General features: G+C 41.9%; 17 protein-coding genes and 1 tRNA gene. 13 read left to right on the top strand and 5 right to left on the bottom strand.

Going from position 1 to position 13,817, the window contains the following annotated elements; translation table 11 throughout:
- Positions 1 to 197: 197 nt before the first annotated feature.
- Positions 198 to 626, bottom strand: a complete 429-nt coding sequence (locus L1028_RS07040; RefSeq protein ID WP_279306839.1) for a NucA/NucB deoxyribonuclease domain-containing protein — start codon at positions 624 to 626, stop codon at positions 198 to 200.
- A 107-nt stretch (positions 627 to 733) separates the two neighbouring features.
- On the opposite strand from L1028_RS07040, the gene L1028_RS07035 reads away from it, so the two are divergent.
- Positions 734 to 1,150 carry a cytidine deaminase gene (locus L1028_RS07035; protein WP_060626661.1) on the top strand — a complete coding sequence of 139 codons (417 nt, stop codon included), beginning with the start codon at positions 734 to 736 and terminating at the stop codon, positions 1,148 to 1,150.
- A gap of 172 nt (positions 1,151 to 1,322) precedes the next feature.
- Complete coding sequence (locus L1028_RS07030; protein WP_234532560.1) at positions 1,323 to 2,798, top strand: glycosyl hydrolase; 1,476 nt, start codon at positions 1,323 to 1,325, stop codon at positions 2,796 to 2,798.
- 78 nt (positions 2,799 to 2,876) lie between these two features.
- On the opposite strand, the gene L1028_RS07025 is transcribed toward L1028_RS07030, so the two are convergent.
- Positions 2,877 to 3,365, bottom strand: coding sequence for a PH domain-containing protein (locus tag L1028_RS07025; protein ID WP_234532559.1), 489 nt, complete (start codon positions 3,363 to 3,365; stop codon positions 2,877 to 2,879).
- Positions 3,366 to 3,482: 117 nt separating this feature from the next.
- Here L1028_RS07025 and L1028_RS07020 point away from each other — a divergent pair, with 117 nt between their 5' ends.
- Positions 3,483 to 4,043: a hypothetical protein gene (locus L1028_RS07020; protein ID WP_234532558.1), complete on the top strand. Its 561-nt coding sequence runs from the start codon at positions 3,483 to 3,485 to the stop codon at positions 4,041 to 4,043.
- A gap of 204 nt (positions 4,044 to 4,247) precedes the next feature.
- Positions 4,248 to 4,583 (top strand): YolD-like family protein, encoded by a 336-nt coding sequence (locus L1028_RS07015; RefSeq protein WP_234532557.1) that lies wholly within the window; start codon positions 4,248 to 4,250, stop codon positions 4,581 to 4,583.
- Here the strand turns inward: L1028_RS07015 and L1028_RS07010 are convergent.
- A complete protein-coding gene (locus L1028_RS07010; RefSeq protein WP_179085776.1) occupies positions 4,580 to 4,744 on the bottom strand; it encodes a hypothetical protein in 165 nt (54 codons plus the stop codon). The two genes, L1028_RS07015 and L1028_RS07010, sit on opposite strands and share 4 nt — an antisense overlap.
- Before the next feature lie 193 nt (positions 4,745 to 4,937).
- On the opposite strand from L1028_RS07010, the gene L1028_RS07005 reads away from it, so the two are divergent.
- From L1028_RS07005 to lplA, 8 genes are all read left to right on the top strand, one after another.
- The gene (locus tag L1028_RS07005) at positions 4,938 to 5,624 is read left to right on the top strand and encodes a M15 family metallopeptidase (protein WP_234532556.1); all 687 of its coding nucleotides are present in this window, start codon (positions 4,938 to 4,940) and stop codon (positions 5,622 to 5,624) included.
- A gap of 76 nt (positions 5,625 to 5,700) precedes the next feature.
- A complete protein-coding gene (locus tag L1028_RS07000; protein ID WP_234532555.1) occupies positions 5,701 to 6,141 on the top strand; it encodes a YppG family protein in 441 nt (146 codons plus the stop codon).
- A gap of 160 nt (positions 6,142 to 6,301) precedes the next feature.
- A tRNA-Leu gene (locus L1028_RS06995) sits at positions 6,302 to 6,387 on the top strand.
- Positions 6,388 to 6,467: 80 nt separating this feature from the next.
- Positions 6,468 to 6,674: a TipAS antibiotic-recognition domain-containing protein gene (locus L1028_RS06990; RefSeq protein WP_234532553.1), complete on the top strand. Its 207-nt coding sequence runs from the start codon at positions 6,468 to 6,470 to the stop codon at positions 6,672 to 6,674.
- Positions 6,675 to 6,704: 30 nt separating this feature from the next.
- Entirely contained in the window at positions 6,705 to 7,136 is a 432-nt protein-coding gene (locus tag L1028_RS06985; protein WP_076284734.1) for a MarR family winged helix-turn-helix transcriptional regulator, read from the top strand.
- Positions 7,137 to 7,261: 125 nt separating this feature from the next.
- Positions 7,262 to 7,615: a carboxymuconolactone decarboxylase family protein gene (locus tag L1028_RS06980; protein ID WP_060626660.1), complete on the top strand. Its 354-nt coding sequence runs from the start codon at positions 7,262 to 7,264 to the stop codon at positions 7,613 to 7,615.
- Between the two features lie 104 nt (positions 7,616 to 7,719).
- Positions 7,720 to 9,414: a dihydrolipoyl dehydrogenase gene (gene lpdA, locus L1028_RS06975; protein ID WP_234532551.1), complete on the top strand. Its 1,695-nt coding sequence runs from the start codon at positions 7,720 to 7,722 to the stop codon at positions 9,412 to 9,414.
- A complete protein-coding gene (gene lplA, locus L1028_RS06970; RefSeq protein WP_234532550.1) occupies positions 9,407 to 10,351 on the top strand; it encodes a lipoate--protein ligase in 945 nt (314 codons plus the stop codon). The genes lpdA and lplA overlap by 8 nt, the downstream gene beginning before the upstream one ends.
- Positions 10,352 to 11,868: 1,517 nt before the next feature.
- On the opposite strand, the gene L1028_RS06965 is transcribed toward lplA, so the two are convergent.
- The gene (locus L1028_RS06965) at positions 11,869 to 12,375 is read right to left on the bottom strand and encodes a GNAT family N-acetyltransferase (RefSeq protein ID WP_234532549.1); all 507 of its coding nucleotides are present in this window, start codon (positions 12,373 to 12,375) and stop codon (positions 11,869 to 11,871) included.
- A gap of 340 nt (positions 12,376 to 12,715) precedes the next feature.
- Here L1028_RS06965 and L1028_RS31245 point away from each other — a divergent pair, with 340 nt between their 5' ends.
- Positions 12,716 to 12,847 (top strand): hypothetical protein, encoded by a 132-nt coding sequence (locus tag L1028_RS31245; protein ID WP_279306837.1) that lies wholly within the window; start codon positions 12,716 to 12,718, stop codon positions 12,845 to 12,847.
- A gap of 156 nt (positions 12,848 to 13,003) precedes the next feature.
- On the opposite strand, the gene L1028_RS06960 is transcribed toward L1028_RS31245, so the two are convergent.
- Complete coding sequence (locus L1028_RS06960; protein ID WP_234532548.1) at positions 13,004 to 13,429, bottom strand: hypothetical protein; 426 nt, start codon at positions 13,427 to 13,429, stop codon at positions 13,004 to 13,006.
- Between the last annotated feature and the right edge of the window lie 388 nt (positions 13,430 to 13,817).

Genomic DNA, 13,817 nt, shown 5'->3' with positions numbered 1-13,817 from the left:
GCCTTGGTCTCCGGATTTTCACCGCAAAGGGGAATGAAAAAAATCTGGAGAGCACAGCGATTGGAACAACGGTCCGTTCGCGGAGCGTCCTCTCAAAGCGCCCACGTATATCCTACTAGAAAAAGGGCTGACCCAAGCAGCCATTTCATGGCTTTTGGGACAGCCCCTTTTCTTTTGAAGTTTTATCAGCCGAGTTATTATTTGAACATAAATTCTACGCGGGTTCCATTCGTATAATCTTCTAACTGATTGCCAACCCAGCTTCCTGCGCCGCGGTTATCTTTTGGGGTTATGTATTCAATGTCGGCCCCTTCGCCGCCTTCATCACACATGGCCATGGGCCACTCATCGCGGTCGTAGCCTTTTTTGGTAGGGATCCCCTTTAAGGATTCTTTACGGTTCTCTTCAGCCTGTTCACGGTTAATGGTGCAAGTGGCGGATTCCCCTTTGGCAATCGCGTCCTGAATGTGCTTAGCGGTCTCAGGATATCGATCTGATGGGAAGATCAGCTGAACAACTTCTGAATCGGATGTGGACGAGGGGGCTGGATCTCCGTTCTGTTCATACCAGTAACCGCCCAAAGCAAGTAACACAACAATGATGAGACTGGTGAGTAATTTCTGTATTTTCAAATCTGCTCCTCCTTTTTTGGAACTTAAAATAGTATATCTTATATCATAATGCAGTGCGATTTAATATACTTAGGAAAAATAAGAGGAGGACGGAATTGGATATGGAGTATTTGATTACGATTGAAGATCAGACGCTTATAGCCTCTGCTGAAGATATTATTACTAGACGCTATGAATGGGAAAGACATCATGTAGGGGCGGCGCTCCGTACTAAGACGGGGGAGATCTTTACAGCGGTACATGTAGAAGCTAGCATGGGGCGGATTACAGTCTGTGCAGAAGCGATGGTGATTGGAAAAGCGATATCCGAAGGCTACAAGGAATTTGATACGATTGTTGCGGTAAGGCATTCTGATCCGGATAGTGAGGAAAGAGAAATTAAAGTAGTTTCTCCCTGCGGGATGTGCCGTGAGTTAATTGCTGATTACGGGAAGGACTGCAAAGTTATTGTATCCGAGGACGGCCGGTTAGCTAAATATGATATTTCTGAATTACTACCGCTGAGATATACGAGGTAATTTGGAGATATAATCAGGAGCCGCCAGGCTCTTTTTTTATTGAGCCGTTAATGTATTCAGCAGTTCCTTACACTGTCCTAAATTAATTTACAACTTCATGTCCATTCGCTGAGTTCATGTCACTATTGTCCCCATACTATAACTTAAAAAAGTTAAAAGGATGTGAGAGTGGATGGAACAGCGCAACCTTCGAAATTTGGTTGATTCGGCATCGAGGTTTGTGAGCGATGTTCAGTGGCAAATCGCGTATCGTAAATTGCAAATGGCTCCGGCGGATTCAGAAACGGTATCTTCTGCCCAGAAATTGTTGAATACCCTTTATTTTCTGCAAGGCAAAGGATGGATTAGTGGACAACATGATTATCTGGAGAGCGCGGATGAGTTCAACGGGAAACTGAAAAATACTAGCGGGCAATATGCCGCCCTTCACGGCTATGAGCTGGGGGCAATCAATAATCAGACGGCGGCACAAATAGACAATCAGCGGGATTGGGTCGTTAGCAGCGCTATTCGCTGGTATAAAGCCGGTGGAATCGTAACGATTAGCTATCATGCTCAGCTGCCAGGGACAGCGCCTGCTTGGACTAATGTATCTACGAGCATAAGCAACGCTGATTTTGACAAATATTTAACTCCGGGTACCACTCAGTACAACGCATTGATCGCTGATCTGGATAAGATAGCTCTTTCTTTAAAAAAACTAAATGACGCAGGTGTTCCTGTGCTCTGGCGGCCGTATCATGAAATGAATGGCGGATGGTTCTGGTGGGGGAAGAAGAGCAACTACGTGGGACTGTGGAACCTTATGTTTGACCGCTTCACGAGCTATCATAAGCTGCATAATTTATTGTGGGTCTGGAGCCCAAACGCCAAAAATCAGGGGTGTGATGAGCCTGCGGAATACTATCCAAGCGGTGACAAAGTAGATGTGCTGGCACTAGATATCTATGATGGGGATTTTAAGGGGAGTCACTATGATAGTCTATGGGATCTGGGTCGTGGAAAAGTGATTGCGATTGGAGAAAATGGAGAGCTACCGTCCCCTGCACTACTATCTAAATCACAGCCCAAATGGTCTTATCAGATGACCTGGGGCAAGCTTCTTTATGAGAAGAATAGCGATGCGGTAATTAGAGCCTTTATGAACGACAGCTTTGTATTCACACGGGAAGAGTATGCTGCTGAGGCGGCAATTGTAGCCACTAAGGGAGATAGTGTGCTGCAGAGTGGACTCTGGGGGCAATATTACAATAACATGACTCTTAGCGGCGCACCTGCGCTGACGCGAACCGATGCTAACATCCAATTTTCGTGGAAACAGGGTTCACCCGATCCAGCCATTCGTGTCGACGCTTTCTCTGTACGGTGGAGTGGAAAACTGACTGCAGCCTATAGTGAGACCTATACCATTTACTCCTCCTCTGATGACGGGGTACGGGTGTGGATTGACGGAGGGCTGATCATTGATAGCTGGGTGAATCAGAGTGGACAGGAGCGAAAAGGCAGTGTGAATCTGATAGCTGGCAAGCTGCATGAAATTAAAGTGGAGTACTATGAGAATGAGGGTGACGCGCGGGTTGTATTGCAGTGGGAAAGTCCTAGTCAACCCAAAGGGATTATTCCAGCAGGAGCGTTTTATCTTCCATAAGAGAATATCTGCCTCGAGCGTCGAAGCGTAAGCAAAAAAAAGCCCCGAATTTCGGGGCTTTTTTAATGTGAAAGGTTCTTAGATTTGTTCACGGTAGCTAATGTTATTGGCGATCTTCTCGTCACGAACGGCTTTGCGCAGAACATCTTTGACGGTTTGGGCATCATGGATTTTTCGAAAAAGAAGCTGAGGCGCTGAGGCATCATCAGAAAATACAGTTAATGTACCGATGCCAAGCATCCGGTCCATGATAGATTGTGCTACGGATAAATCGCGTACACGCAGTAATTCGATCTCTTCGACATTTTTACCGATAAGTCCGGTCTTTACCATAATGCGCTGGTTTGTAATGGTGTACGTAGTCGTGTTTAGGCGTACGATTCCTTTGAGGCGATCAGAGATACTGGCTGGTTTGCCTTTCCAGAGAACGACTTCTTGAGTAGCATTTTGATTTGCCGATGGACGGCGTCCGGTCACTGGAGCGGTGCCGTCAATGCTAGATCCGCATTCTCCACAAAATTTAGCGCCCTGCTTATATTCTGATCCGCAGGTTGTGCAATAAGGCATAAATACTCTCCTTCCCTGATTACAATTGAAATAATTATAACATAATAGTCGTTTTACATAAATTTCATTTGCGCTTTACACAAACCGACATTATTCTGTTAAGTGGAGGGATAAATAATGAAAAAAGTGTTACTAATAGCAACGCTAATGCTGACTGTCATCCTTAGCGCCTGCAGCAATAATCATTCAACTTCATCGGCACCTGCCTCGGAAGAAGAAGTGCAGGAAACCGTGCAAAACTTCTACAATGAAATGTCTAAACTTGATGAATTAGGAAAATCATCTTTAGCGGAGTTCAACGAAGCTATTGCTGCTTATTCAGCAGGAGAACTTTCGGACAGGCAGCTAGAGAAGAAGATTAACGAATTCCAGAAGACCGCAACAGACCTATCCAATCAGGCTGAGAAAGTGAAAATCTCCTCTAGCTTGCCCGAAGACATTCGTAAGCTGCTTGATGAGTCCAAAATTGCTTTTCAAAGTGCTTATTCTCTAAAAGAACAGGCCTCTCAAGGTGCTGATTCCGCGGAGGTCACTGCTGAGAAGTTCGAGGAATTGAATCAGAACGCTGACGTCGCGATGCTATACGGCATTTCCAAGCTTAATGAAGCAAGAGAAGCCACAGGACTCATCGATTCTGATGGTCAGTCCACCGCTGAATCAGAGAAAGTTCAAGAATAGATCGGAAGTTAGACGCTGAACAGTTCAACTGTCAGCGTCTTTTTGATATATGGATATACACTATTATACAACTTTAAGAAAGAGGAAGGTTTAAAAGTGGTATCTTTTTCCTTATTATTGATTATTCAGCGAAGGTGTGGATATAATACAAACATACGTTCGTGTGTAGCGGAATAAGTATAGAGAAATCAGGGAGGGGTTACCGTGGGCAAAAAGCTGGAGAAAAACGGACTGTGGGAAAGCAGTCGCATGATGCTGCCGGAGCACAAGGTAAGAATTATTAGGGATGAACGGGAGACGCTGCGCCGCATAAAGCCTATCCTGGATGAGCAGAAGCTGGAGGAGATCGAATGTACACTGGCCTTATCATTACGGAGTCATGTGCGCGTCACTGTTGTGATGTTTGATCCTTTTGAGAATACGACAATACGTGGTTTTGTGACTTCCATTCACACCCACTCGCGTGAGTTTAAGCTACAGTGGGCGGAGGAATGGAAGTGGATCAATGTGGATGACCTCGTGGAGGTTTACATCGTCTAATGCTGAGAACCGCTGACTTCACTTTTTTCATAAGCAATTAGGGTCACCGTTGGGTTGCCGGTCAGATGTGCAATAGAAGCTTCGGCATTTCGAATAATTTCGAGTGCTTCTTCCTGCTCACTAAGGGCAGCAACTTTATAGCTATCGCTATGAATGTCCATATGTGTTCCCACCTTTCGCTTATATTTTGCCCTTTTTTGTGGAATTAATCCAAGGTGAAGAAGCTATGAATAGGTGCTTTTCAAGTTAGATCTCGGGGATACCGGGGTCTTTTTTTATATGCAGAGGCAAGACAGGGTATTAGTACAAGCAAATGGGGAAGCGGGATCATTGATTATACCAAGGGGTGATTCTATGCTGACTTTAGATCAAGTGAGGGATAAATCGGCGGCGAGGCTTGTTGGGCTTCATCCTGTTTTGGCAGTAGGGGCGAAGGCTTTAATTCAGCAAAGCTATGCCAGAGGAGTTCCTATCGTTATTACTCAGGGGTTAAGGTCGATTGCTGAACAAAATGCCTTGTATGCGCAGGGGAGAAGTAAGCCTGGACCTATAGTTACCAACGCCAAGGGTGGAACCAGCTATCACAATTATGGCCTTGCGTTTGATTTTGCGCTTTTGCTGCCGGATGGAAAAAGTCTTTCCTGGGATATAAATCGTGATGGTGATAAAGATAAAATAGCGGACTGGCAAGAGGTTGTACAGGTGGCCAAACAGTTGGGGCTTGAATGGGGAGGAGACTGGACGTCTTTTAAAGATTATTCACATCTGCAAATGGCCTTCGGCTTAACCACGACTCAACTTCGGGCAGGTAAACGTCCTACGACGGATCAGGTCAATGAAGCTTTAAAAAGGATTACTGGGGAGGATGACCAGGTGAACAAAGACGTCAAAGTAACGATAACCTTAAACGGCACTAAACTTACGGATGGTGTTCTTGATACCGGCATAACATATGTACCTGTGCGTGCTCTGGCTGAGGCGCTTGGAGCAAAGGTTACGTATGATGCAGCGAGTAAGACAGTGAATGTTGTAAAAGAGTAGAGAAATTTATGTATAGACAGTGCCACTCAAGGGGAAGTTATCAGTGATAACTAACCATAAAGGGAGGCATAACACTGTGAACAAGCTGATAACAAGCCTTGCATGCAGTACTGTACTGTCAATGAGTCTAATGGGAGCTAGCTATGCATCTAATACCATCGGATCAGCAGCTTTAGGCGGTATCCCCAACGCTAATACTGGTATGGATGGTACCGTTAATAACACTCGGATGATGAATACGGAAGGCAATCTAATGAACGGCACCACGGGAACGATGAATCAGCATGAGAGCATTATGAGAGATAAGATCCGCACAGGGGATAATTACACCCGGGATAATTACAACAGAAATACGGTAACTCCACTATCCAACACTACAACGGACGGTAGATATCGGGCAACAAGCACAACTACAAATACTGGGACTACCCGCAAAGGAACTAACTGGGGCTGGCTCGGATTGTTTGGACTCTTGGGCCTCGTCGGAATGAGAAGCAGAAGTAACGAACGCAGATAATCGACATGCCTAATAACCCGTGTCGGCACGTGCTGGAACGGGTTATTTTTAATGGGATAAATTATTTTTCAAAAAGGGATTGCGCGTTATCAATATTCATGATATTATATTTCTTGTCGCGTTATACGTAAACATCGTATGAAGCTACAACATATAATATGCCGGGGTGGCGGAACAGGCAGACGCACAGGACTTAAAATCCTGCGGTACGTGAGTACCGTACGGGTTCGACCCCCGTCCTCGGCATCCAACGAAAAAACCTTGAGAAATCAAGGTTTTTTTCTATTATGATACTTATAGAAACAAGAGAATCAGTTCTTGGTAACATGGAGAATGTATTTCGTGAATTGGCGAAACATAAAGATAAGTCTCCTGCTTCTCCTGAGGTTCAAAATTTAATAAGCAAATGGAAAAGCTGCCTTGAAGAATTTATGGTCGCTTTATCAATTACTTTAATCAATTTGACAAGCATTGGCGATTATGGCCATATGTCAGATAGCCTATCTCATTTCTATGGTATAATTCCATTTTAGAACATCAATTCATTTTGGAAGGGACATTATATGTTTAATTTGAATGATTGTATTGGTTTCATAACGAATACTGCTTCAAAAAAAATAGTAGACGAATTCAACAGGAGACTTAAAGACATTGGAATTACGAAAGTGAAATGGACGGCCCTTTTTTTTATCGGGGAAAAAGATGGAATATCCCAAAAAGAACTATCCCAAAAAATGAATGTTAATGAATCGTCTATAGCCCGGCTTCTTGATCGCATGGAAAGAGAAAAATTATGCTCAAGAGTCAGAGATTCTCAAGATAGAAGAATAATCAGAATTAATCTAACGCAAGAGGGCGAAGCTCTAAGAGCTGAGTTGCTTCCAATAGGTCAAAATTTTCATGATGATGCAACAAATGGCATATCCCAGGAAGAACTGCATATTTTTACGACAGTATTAGATAAGATGGTTCATAATTTGTCAAAAATCCACTAAATCATTCGATATTATTATAAGGAGGGTTTTTTTTGCGTAAATACTTTACATAGCAACTATTGCAGTGTAAAGTATTATTATGAAATCATAAGTGAAACAATTCACATGAAAAGGATGGGATTCAATTGAAGAAGGATGTAAGACAAATGCTTCATGATTTTACAAGCGGGTTAGCTACTCTAGCTGAGACTAATGGGGACAGCGTAAATGCATTTATGAATTTGCTGGGAACCAATTATGCTGATGGTGCCTTAGACACCAAAACAAAAGAACTGATCAGTGTAGCGATTGGCGCGTATAATCGTTGCGAGTACTGCATAGTGTTTCACGTTTATAAAGCCTTGGAAGCAGGAGCGACCAGGGAGCAGATCCTTGAATCTGCTATGGTTGCGGTTGCCTTCGGCGGTGGACCTAGCATGGCGTATTCAGTCACATTACTTAAAGATTCTATTGATGAATTTGAACAAGATTTCAAGTAATGATGTCATTTCATTGGCAATCTCTGCGCAATTGGCGGAGGTTGCCAAATTAATGGATACGGTAAATGTGCATAAAACTACACAGCAGACTAGGGGAAATTTATGTGGATATAAAACTTGAACAGCTTACTGGGCATGAAAAAAAATCAAGAGTGGGAAAGATCAACATTTCTGTCGGAGAATCAGTTTCGGTGGGCCAGTCCTTATTGCAATTGGAGAGTAAAAAGGGCAATTCCCCTTTTAATTCAAAATATAAATGCGTTATAAATGAGATTCTGGTTGAAGAAGGACAAGAAATTGAGTTAGGCCAGTGTTTATTTAAAGTTACTGCTGAAAATGCAGGAAAAGAAAAGCCTAAGCTGGATTATTTTGGAGGAATGATTTACGGTAAGAAGGAGCAGTTGCAAGCAGACCTGTTAATTATTGGGGCGGGGCCAGGGGGTTATGTGTCGGCCATCTCTGCTGCTAAACGTGGGATTAAAACGGTTATTGTAGAAAAATTGTCTATGGGTGGAACCTGCCTTAATGTAGGTTGTATTCCGACCAAGGCTTTGATTAAATCCTCGGAGGTCTTTCATAATATAATGAAGGCCGAAGATTTTGGCATTACGGTTAAAGATATTCAGCTTGATATGGCTAAAGTAATTGATAAGAAGGATGAGATCAAGAATACATTGGTTTCAGGGATAGACTACTTGCTTTCAAAAAATAATGTGAGAATCATCAGAGGTAGCGCATCCTTTATAAATGACAAACAGGTTCTTGTCAAGAATGGAAAAGATGAGTATACCATAGAAGCGACGGATACCATTATCGCAACAGGTTCAAAAATTGCCAATATTAATTTGCCGGGCATAGATCATGAATTTGTTCTAAACAGTACATCGGCCCTTAACCATAAGGAGAATATAAGTTCTATCACCATTATTGGTGGTGGTGTAATAGGCATGGAGTTTGCCTTTATCTATTCCAATTTTGGAATTCAGGTAAATGTTATTGAGTTTTGTGATAGGCTTTTGACTATGGTGGATGCGGAAGTCTCTGCAGAAATCAAAGAAATCGCTATGGACAGAGGGATTGGAGTCTACACTGGGGCTAAGGTTACAAGAATTGAAAAAGACCAGAGTGGCAAGGCGATTGTTATATTTGAAATGGACAATGCTGAAAAATTTATCACAAGCGAAAAAGTCTTGGTTGCTATTGGAAGAACGCCAAATATTGATGATCTGGAAATAGAAAAGGCGGGTATTGCTTTAAATGAAACAGGCAAAGGCATATCTGTTAATGAACACCTCCAAACGTCTGCAGAACATATATATGCTATCGGGGATGTAACGAATCGTATTCAGTTGGCGCATGTTGCCTCTCATGAAGGAATAGCAGCTGTGGACCATATTTTAGGGACGCCTTCTCATGTAGACTATGGTATGGTGCCCAATGTAATATTTACATCGCCAGAAATTGCATCTGTAGGTTTAACAGAAGAGCAGGCTGTGCTTGAAAATATGGACATATCGATTAGCAAGTTTCCTTTTCAGGCTAACGGCAAGGCGTTAACAATGAGAGAGGAAAAGGGCTTCATCAAATTAATTAAAGATTTGTCCAGTGGCAAAATAGTGGGTGCTTCCATTATAGGGCCGGAGGCTTCTGCACTAATAAGCACACTCACAATAATGATGAACAGCAATATCACTGAGGAAGAAATAATACACACTATATTTGCTCATCCCACTACGGGAGAAGCCATTCACGAGGCTGTTTTAGGTTTTAGCATAGGAGCACTCCACTTCGATGAATAAAATTGTCCTTTCCCAAGAGCATGATCCCTATTTTAATTTGGCCTTGGAAGAGGAACTGTTGAGAAACGCTTGCCACGACGAAGTTACGTTATATCTATGGCAAAATGAGAAGACTGTAGTGATCGGTAGAAATCAAAATCCATACACCGAATGCGACAGCGAACAATTAAAGAGCAAAGAAGTGAGTCTGGCCAGAAGGATTTCCGGCGGGGGCGCCGTATATCACGACTTGGGGAATCTGAATTTCACCTTTATTTTCAAAAAGGAGCAGGAAAACCTCGAAAAGCAATTAGAGGTCATTAAAGGTGCCGTTGAGAGCTTTGGATTAGAGGTAACGTTATCTGGTAGAAACGATTTAACTTATCAGGGGAAAAAGTTTTCTGGTCATGCTTTTTACGCAGAAGAAGGAAACGGATTTCATCATGGAACTTTAATGGTGGAGGTCAACCTGGAGCAGTTGGAGAGAATATTAAAGCCGTCTAAATTAAAGCTGGAAGCAAAAGGAATAAGCTCTGTAAAAAGTAGAGTCATCAATCTGAAGGAGCTAAATAATGCCATATCTGTTGCCAGCTTGACGGAAGCGTTAATAAAAAGCTTCAAGAACGTTTACGGCAACGTTGCTGCTCCGGTGGGATATAGTAAAATGACATATACACCTTTCCTCATGGAAAAATATTTTGATAACAAATGGATTTACGGAGAGAGCCCCAAATACAATGTTATTGTAGAAAGAAGTACACCTTCAGGTAATATTCAGGCTTTTTTTAACGTGGGGCACGGAGTAGTAAAAGGATTGAAAATTTATTCTGACAGCTTAGCTATTTTGAATTTTGAAGAGTTTGAAAATAAATTCATAAATATAGATTTCCATCAAATTATGGAAAACAATCTTCTTGAAGAAATTTTTCGGGATTTGCATGAGAATAGTTTTATATAAATTTGGCGGCGCTGATACGCTTTGATGCGATTGTGCCGTCCTTCGCCTAAAAAATGATTACACCTTCGCGAGATGCGTGATGTTATATTTCTTGTCGCGTTAAATACTAATCATATAAAGCTTCAGAACATTTCCTCCGGGGTGGCGGAACAGGCAGACGCCCCGTCCTCGGCATCATACACAACCCTGAAATTCCTTTATTCATAAGCGATTTTTTGTTTTTTTATAGTTTGAATTTATTGTCTAACTCAAAGGGAACAAGTGGATTGTTCCTCTTTGGGGGCGGATTGGGGACGAACTTTAGGACCTAAGACATCGAAGTGTGCTGTTGTTTTGCGACTCAACTTCTTGGTGACATGAGTGTACGTGTCTGTGGTCACTTAGGATGTCGAGTGTCGCAGTCGATGTTGGATCACTTTAATGGATGCGCCCTTTACCTAGCAAATAGGTTGCATTAGTATGACGCAGTCCGTGTAGGGATACATTCCGGAACTCGTTCCGCTTACACCATATTGTCCATTGTTGGGATGGTGATGTATGGTAATAGGGTAAACAAAGTTCCGATCCCCGCCTTTTCATTCTCCCTGTGCTTTTGCTTCAAAGCGTAATTTCGCATGGCTCGAACATGAATCGCTAACTGCTATACTATTGTGGCATATCTACAGAGTCATCGGATGCTTCGTTTTTTGTATCCGTTATTTTGCCTGTCCATTTTCTGTATGTGAATGCTCTCATCGATACGCAACCGGTTATTTACAAAGTCGCAGTCGTCTTCATCCAAAGCGATCAGCTCTTCGCGTCTGAATCCTCCGATTATCGTTCCAAGAAAGTAGAGTCTCCAGTGCGTGTCGCTCTTGACTAACGTTTCAATGACAGCAGTGGCTTCGTCTTCCTCGAAAAAGTTCTTCCGGTCTTTTCGTGCCTTCTTATCTTCCTTACTGATCTGTGGGCGCTGTATGCCTTCTAGTGTTTTTTTGCTAAGGACACCCTATTCTACAGATCTTTTGAAAATACTCATGGTCATATCTTAAATATATTGAATCGTGCGAGAACTAATGGTTTCTTTTCCTCCCCGCTTATCAATCCGTAGTCGAGGAAAAATACGTTACTAAGTACGTATATCTGGATCCTAAAGAAGACACCGAATGGTATAGATGCAAATATATGATTTCCCTTGACAAAGATATGACTCTGTCGAGAGCTGCGGTGTCAGATAAGAAGTTCGATAATCGTGTCATAATGGGTGGTTTGTATGGAATGGATGCAACTTTGTTTATGATGTGGTAAAGGAATTTGAAATAGGGAGTAGGAGTATCCCTTCTCTCCAATATCGTTATGTCGCAGTGGACGCAAACTGCTCACTAGTGAATTCTAAAAAAGCTGGTTTTGAGGGCTCCAATATAAAAACCAACAGCAGTTTTAAACTGAGAAATAAAGTCCTAGACTACTGTTGGTTTATTGAACTACCATTTCCTGTCTACTTGAATATTAAGTTTTGCTTAGAACACATCTTCAAATCACAATTGTTTAACAAAAAATAAATTAAGATCGTGATCTATAACCACCTGCTGTCCATATTGTAGGTACTCGTCGTTTTTAAATATACCTTTGCCATCCGGAACATATCCGCGATTGACGTATAAGGATTGTGCAGCCCCATAATCACTATATATACCGACACCGAGACCGGAGACTTCTGATCGTTCTCTAATTATTTCTTCTGATCTATCCATTAACAAGGTGCCTATTCCACAACGTCGATGCTTAATCAGTACGTTAAAATCCTGGATTTCTGGTATAAGATGCTCTTTAAAATAGGGGTAATCTGATTGCCACATCACATTGACATAGCCCGCAAAATCACCTTTAAACTCAGCTACCAACGTGACTCGCTGCTCTTTATTTTGTTCTTCTAAATATTTTAGAAAAAGATCGATAGGCTTTTCCCAACCTTGAAGATGGAATGCCTTGGAGATAACTTCGGGATCACTCTCATTCAACATACGGATGGTTATTTCAGTCATAGGGCACCTCTTCTTTATTTTTATATTTATTATAAATTAAATGCTGATCTTAATATGGGATAAAACGATTATATTCAACAAATCCGCTCGTTAGATTAATATTTAGACTATCTATCACTTTATTTACTCAGTCTAAATTTGCAGAAATGATTCCGTTGGATAATGCACAGTACGAAGATATAACGACATAGGGGATAGAGGAGGATACAACCCTCCTTTCCCACAAGAAGGATATAAGAGATAGTTCGGCTGTACTGAACTATAAGGGGGCTGCGATCCAAATCAAAGGAGACGATAACGATGCAAGTGATAACAATTTTAGGTGAGTACAAAGTAATCGATGGTCCGTGTGCTGGTATTAGAAGGACAAGTAATGCGCGCGGAGATCGGCGGGGATGTAGACGAAGTATGGATTCAGGTAGATCCGTTCACTTCAGTTGTAACGCATTCCGACAATCTGGCAGAGGTATAAGGGGAGAAGAGGATATGAAGGTGTTTTCGATACAGAGTTAACTGGTAACAAAGAAGGGGAATTAGGTCTTCGGCAACTTATTGTGTAGCGTGAGTTATTTTTCTATAGCGACATATAAAGACCAATCACATGATAGATTGGTCTTTTTGACAGTAATCATTTTACTTTTTCGATCTTGAAAACAAACTTCCAAGTGGCCGTATTTCCGGAATATCGCCCGCGATTTTCTACAACCGTTACTGTCAGTGACTTATTTTGAGTAGACTTTAAACTGGAAACCTTAATTGAGGCGCTAGCTTCGCCGTCATCAGGTATCTTATCTTGTTCCTGCGCTTCTGCTCGGAGTTTAATTGTTCCGGATGAACTAACGTTTAGCGTAACTGATTCTCCGTCAGCAATCTCCTTACCATCAACATATCCACCCCACCACCATTCATTACCTACATGGTTGTTTTCTACTAAATCCGCACTTACAAATGTGACTTTTACTTTCTGTGTTTTCCCTGCTGCTGATAAAGGCTGTGCACTTATTACGAGGATAAATACCAAAATAAAAAAAAGTCTAATCATTTTCCATTTCATTGCGATACCTCTCTGTTGATCTATTTTTTACCAATTATAGCAGTGGATATCTAATAGGTCTATAGACTCACTATCATAATTGCTAGAAAAAATTTATATTGCAACGAAAGTAAGATACCTAGAACGCTTTTTGTCTTCAGACGGGTGTTGTAGCTAATACTACTATTGCGGGGAATGTAAGAGTAGCGCTTAACGGAACGGTGAATGTTACGGGAGACACGGAACTTTTTGCCACAATCACTTTGACCATTGAAAGAAACGGTACAGGTACAGCGGGATCGGGGGATTAAGGATGGATGAATAAGAGAAACAATATTTTCGTTATGGGATGTGAGTCGAGGGCTCATGAATTTACAAACAAAGGAGCGATTATCCAATGATTGGATGA

Source organism: Paenibacillus pseudetheri (assembly GCF_924513355.1).
Classification (GTDB): Bacteria; Bacillota; Bacilli; order Paenibacillales; family Paenibacillaceae; genus Paenibacillus_AQ; species Paenibacillus_AQ pseudetheri.
Note: the sequence above shows the minus strand (reverse complement) of the source record. Positions and strands in the feature narration are given on the sequence as shown.

Excerpts from the sequence above, each read along its gene's own strand:
- L1028_RS07035 (WP_060626661.1), top strand. The coding sequence starts at position 734 with ATGGAGTATTTGATTACGATTGAAGATCAGACGCTTATAGCCTCTGCT.
- L1028_RS06960 (WP_234532548.1), bottom strand. The coding sequence starts at position 13,429 with ATGAAATGGAAAATGATTAGACTTTTTTTTATTTTGGTATTTATCCTC.
- L1028_RS07030 (WP_234532560.1), top strand. The coding sequence starts at position 1,323 with ATGGAACAGCGCAACCTTCGAAATTTGGTTGATTCGGCATCGAGGTTT.
- L1028_RS07020 (WP_234532558.1), top strand. The coding sequence starts at position 3,483 with ATGAAAAAAGTGTTACTAATAGCAACGCTAATGCTGACTGTCATCCTT.
- L1028_RS06985 (WP_076284734.1), top strand. The coding sequence starts at position 6,705 with ATGTTTAATTTGAATGATTGTATTGGTTTCATAACGAATACTGCTTCA.
- L1028_RS07010 (WP_179085776.1), bottom strand. The coding sequence starts at position 4,744 with ATGGACATTCATAGCGATAGCTATAAAGTTGCTGCCCTTAGTGAGCAG.
- lplA (WP_234532550.1), top strand. The coding sequence starts at position 9,407 with ATGAATAAAATTGTCCTTTCCCAAGAGCATGATCCCTATTTTAATTTG.
- L1028_RS07005 (WP_234532556.1), top strand. The coding sequence starts at position 4,938 with ATGCTGACTTTAGATCAAGTGAGGGATAAATCGGCGGCGAGGCTTGTT.
- L1028_RS06965 (WP_234532549.1), bottom strand. The coding sequence starts at position 12,375 with ATGACTGAAATAACCATCCGTATGTTGAATGAGAGTGATCCCGAAGTT.
- L1028_RS07025 (WP_234532559.1), bottom strand. The coding sequence starts at position 3,365 with ATGCCTTATTGCACAACCTGCGGATCAGAATATAAGCAGGGCGCTAAA.
- L1028_RS31245 (WP_279306837.1), top strand. The coding sequence starts at position 12,716 with ATGGTCCGTGTGCTGGTATTAGAAGGACAAGTAATGCGCGCGGAGATC.
- L1028_RS06990 (WP_234532553.1), top strand. The coding sequence starts at position 6,468 with ATGGAGAATGTATTTCGTGAATTGGCGAAACATAAAGATAAGTCTCCT.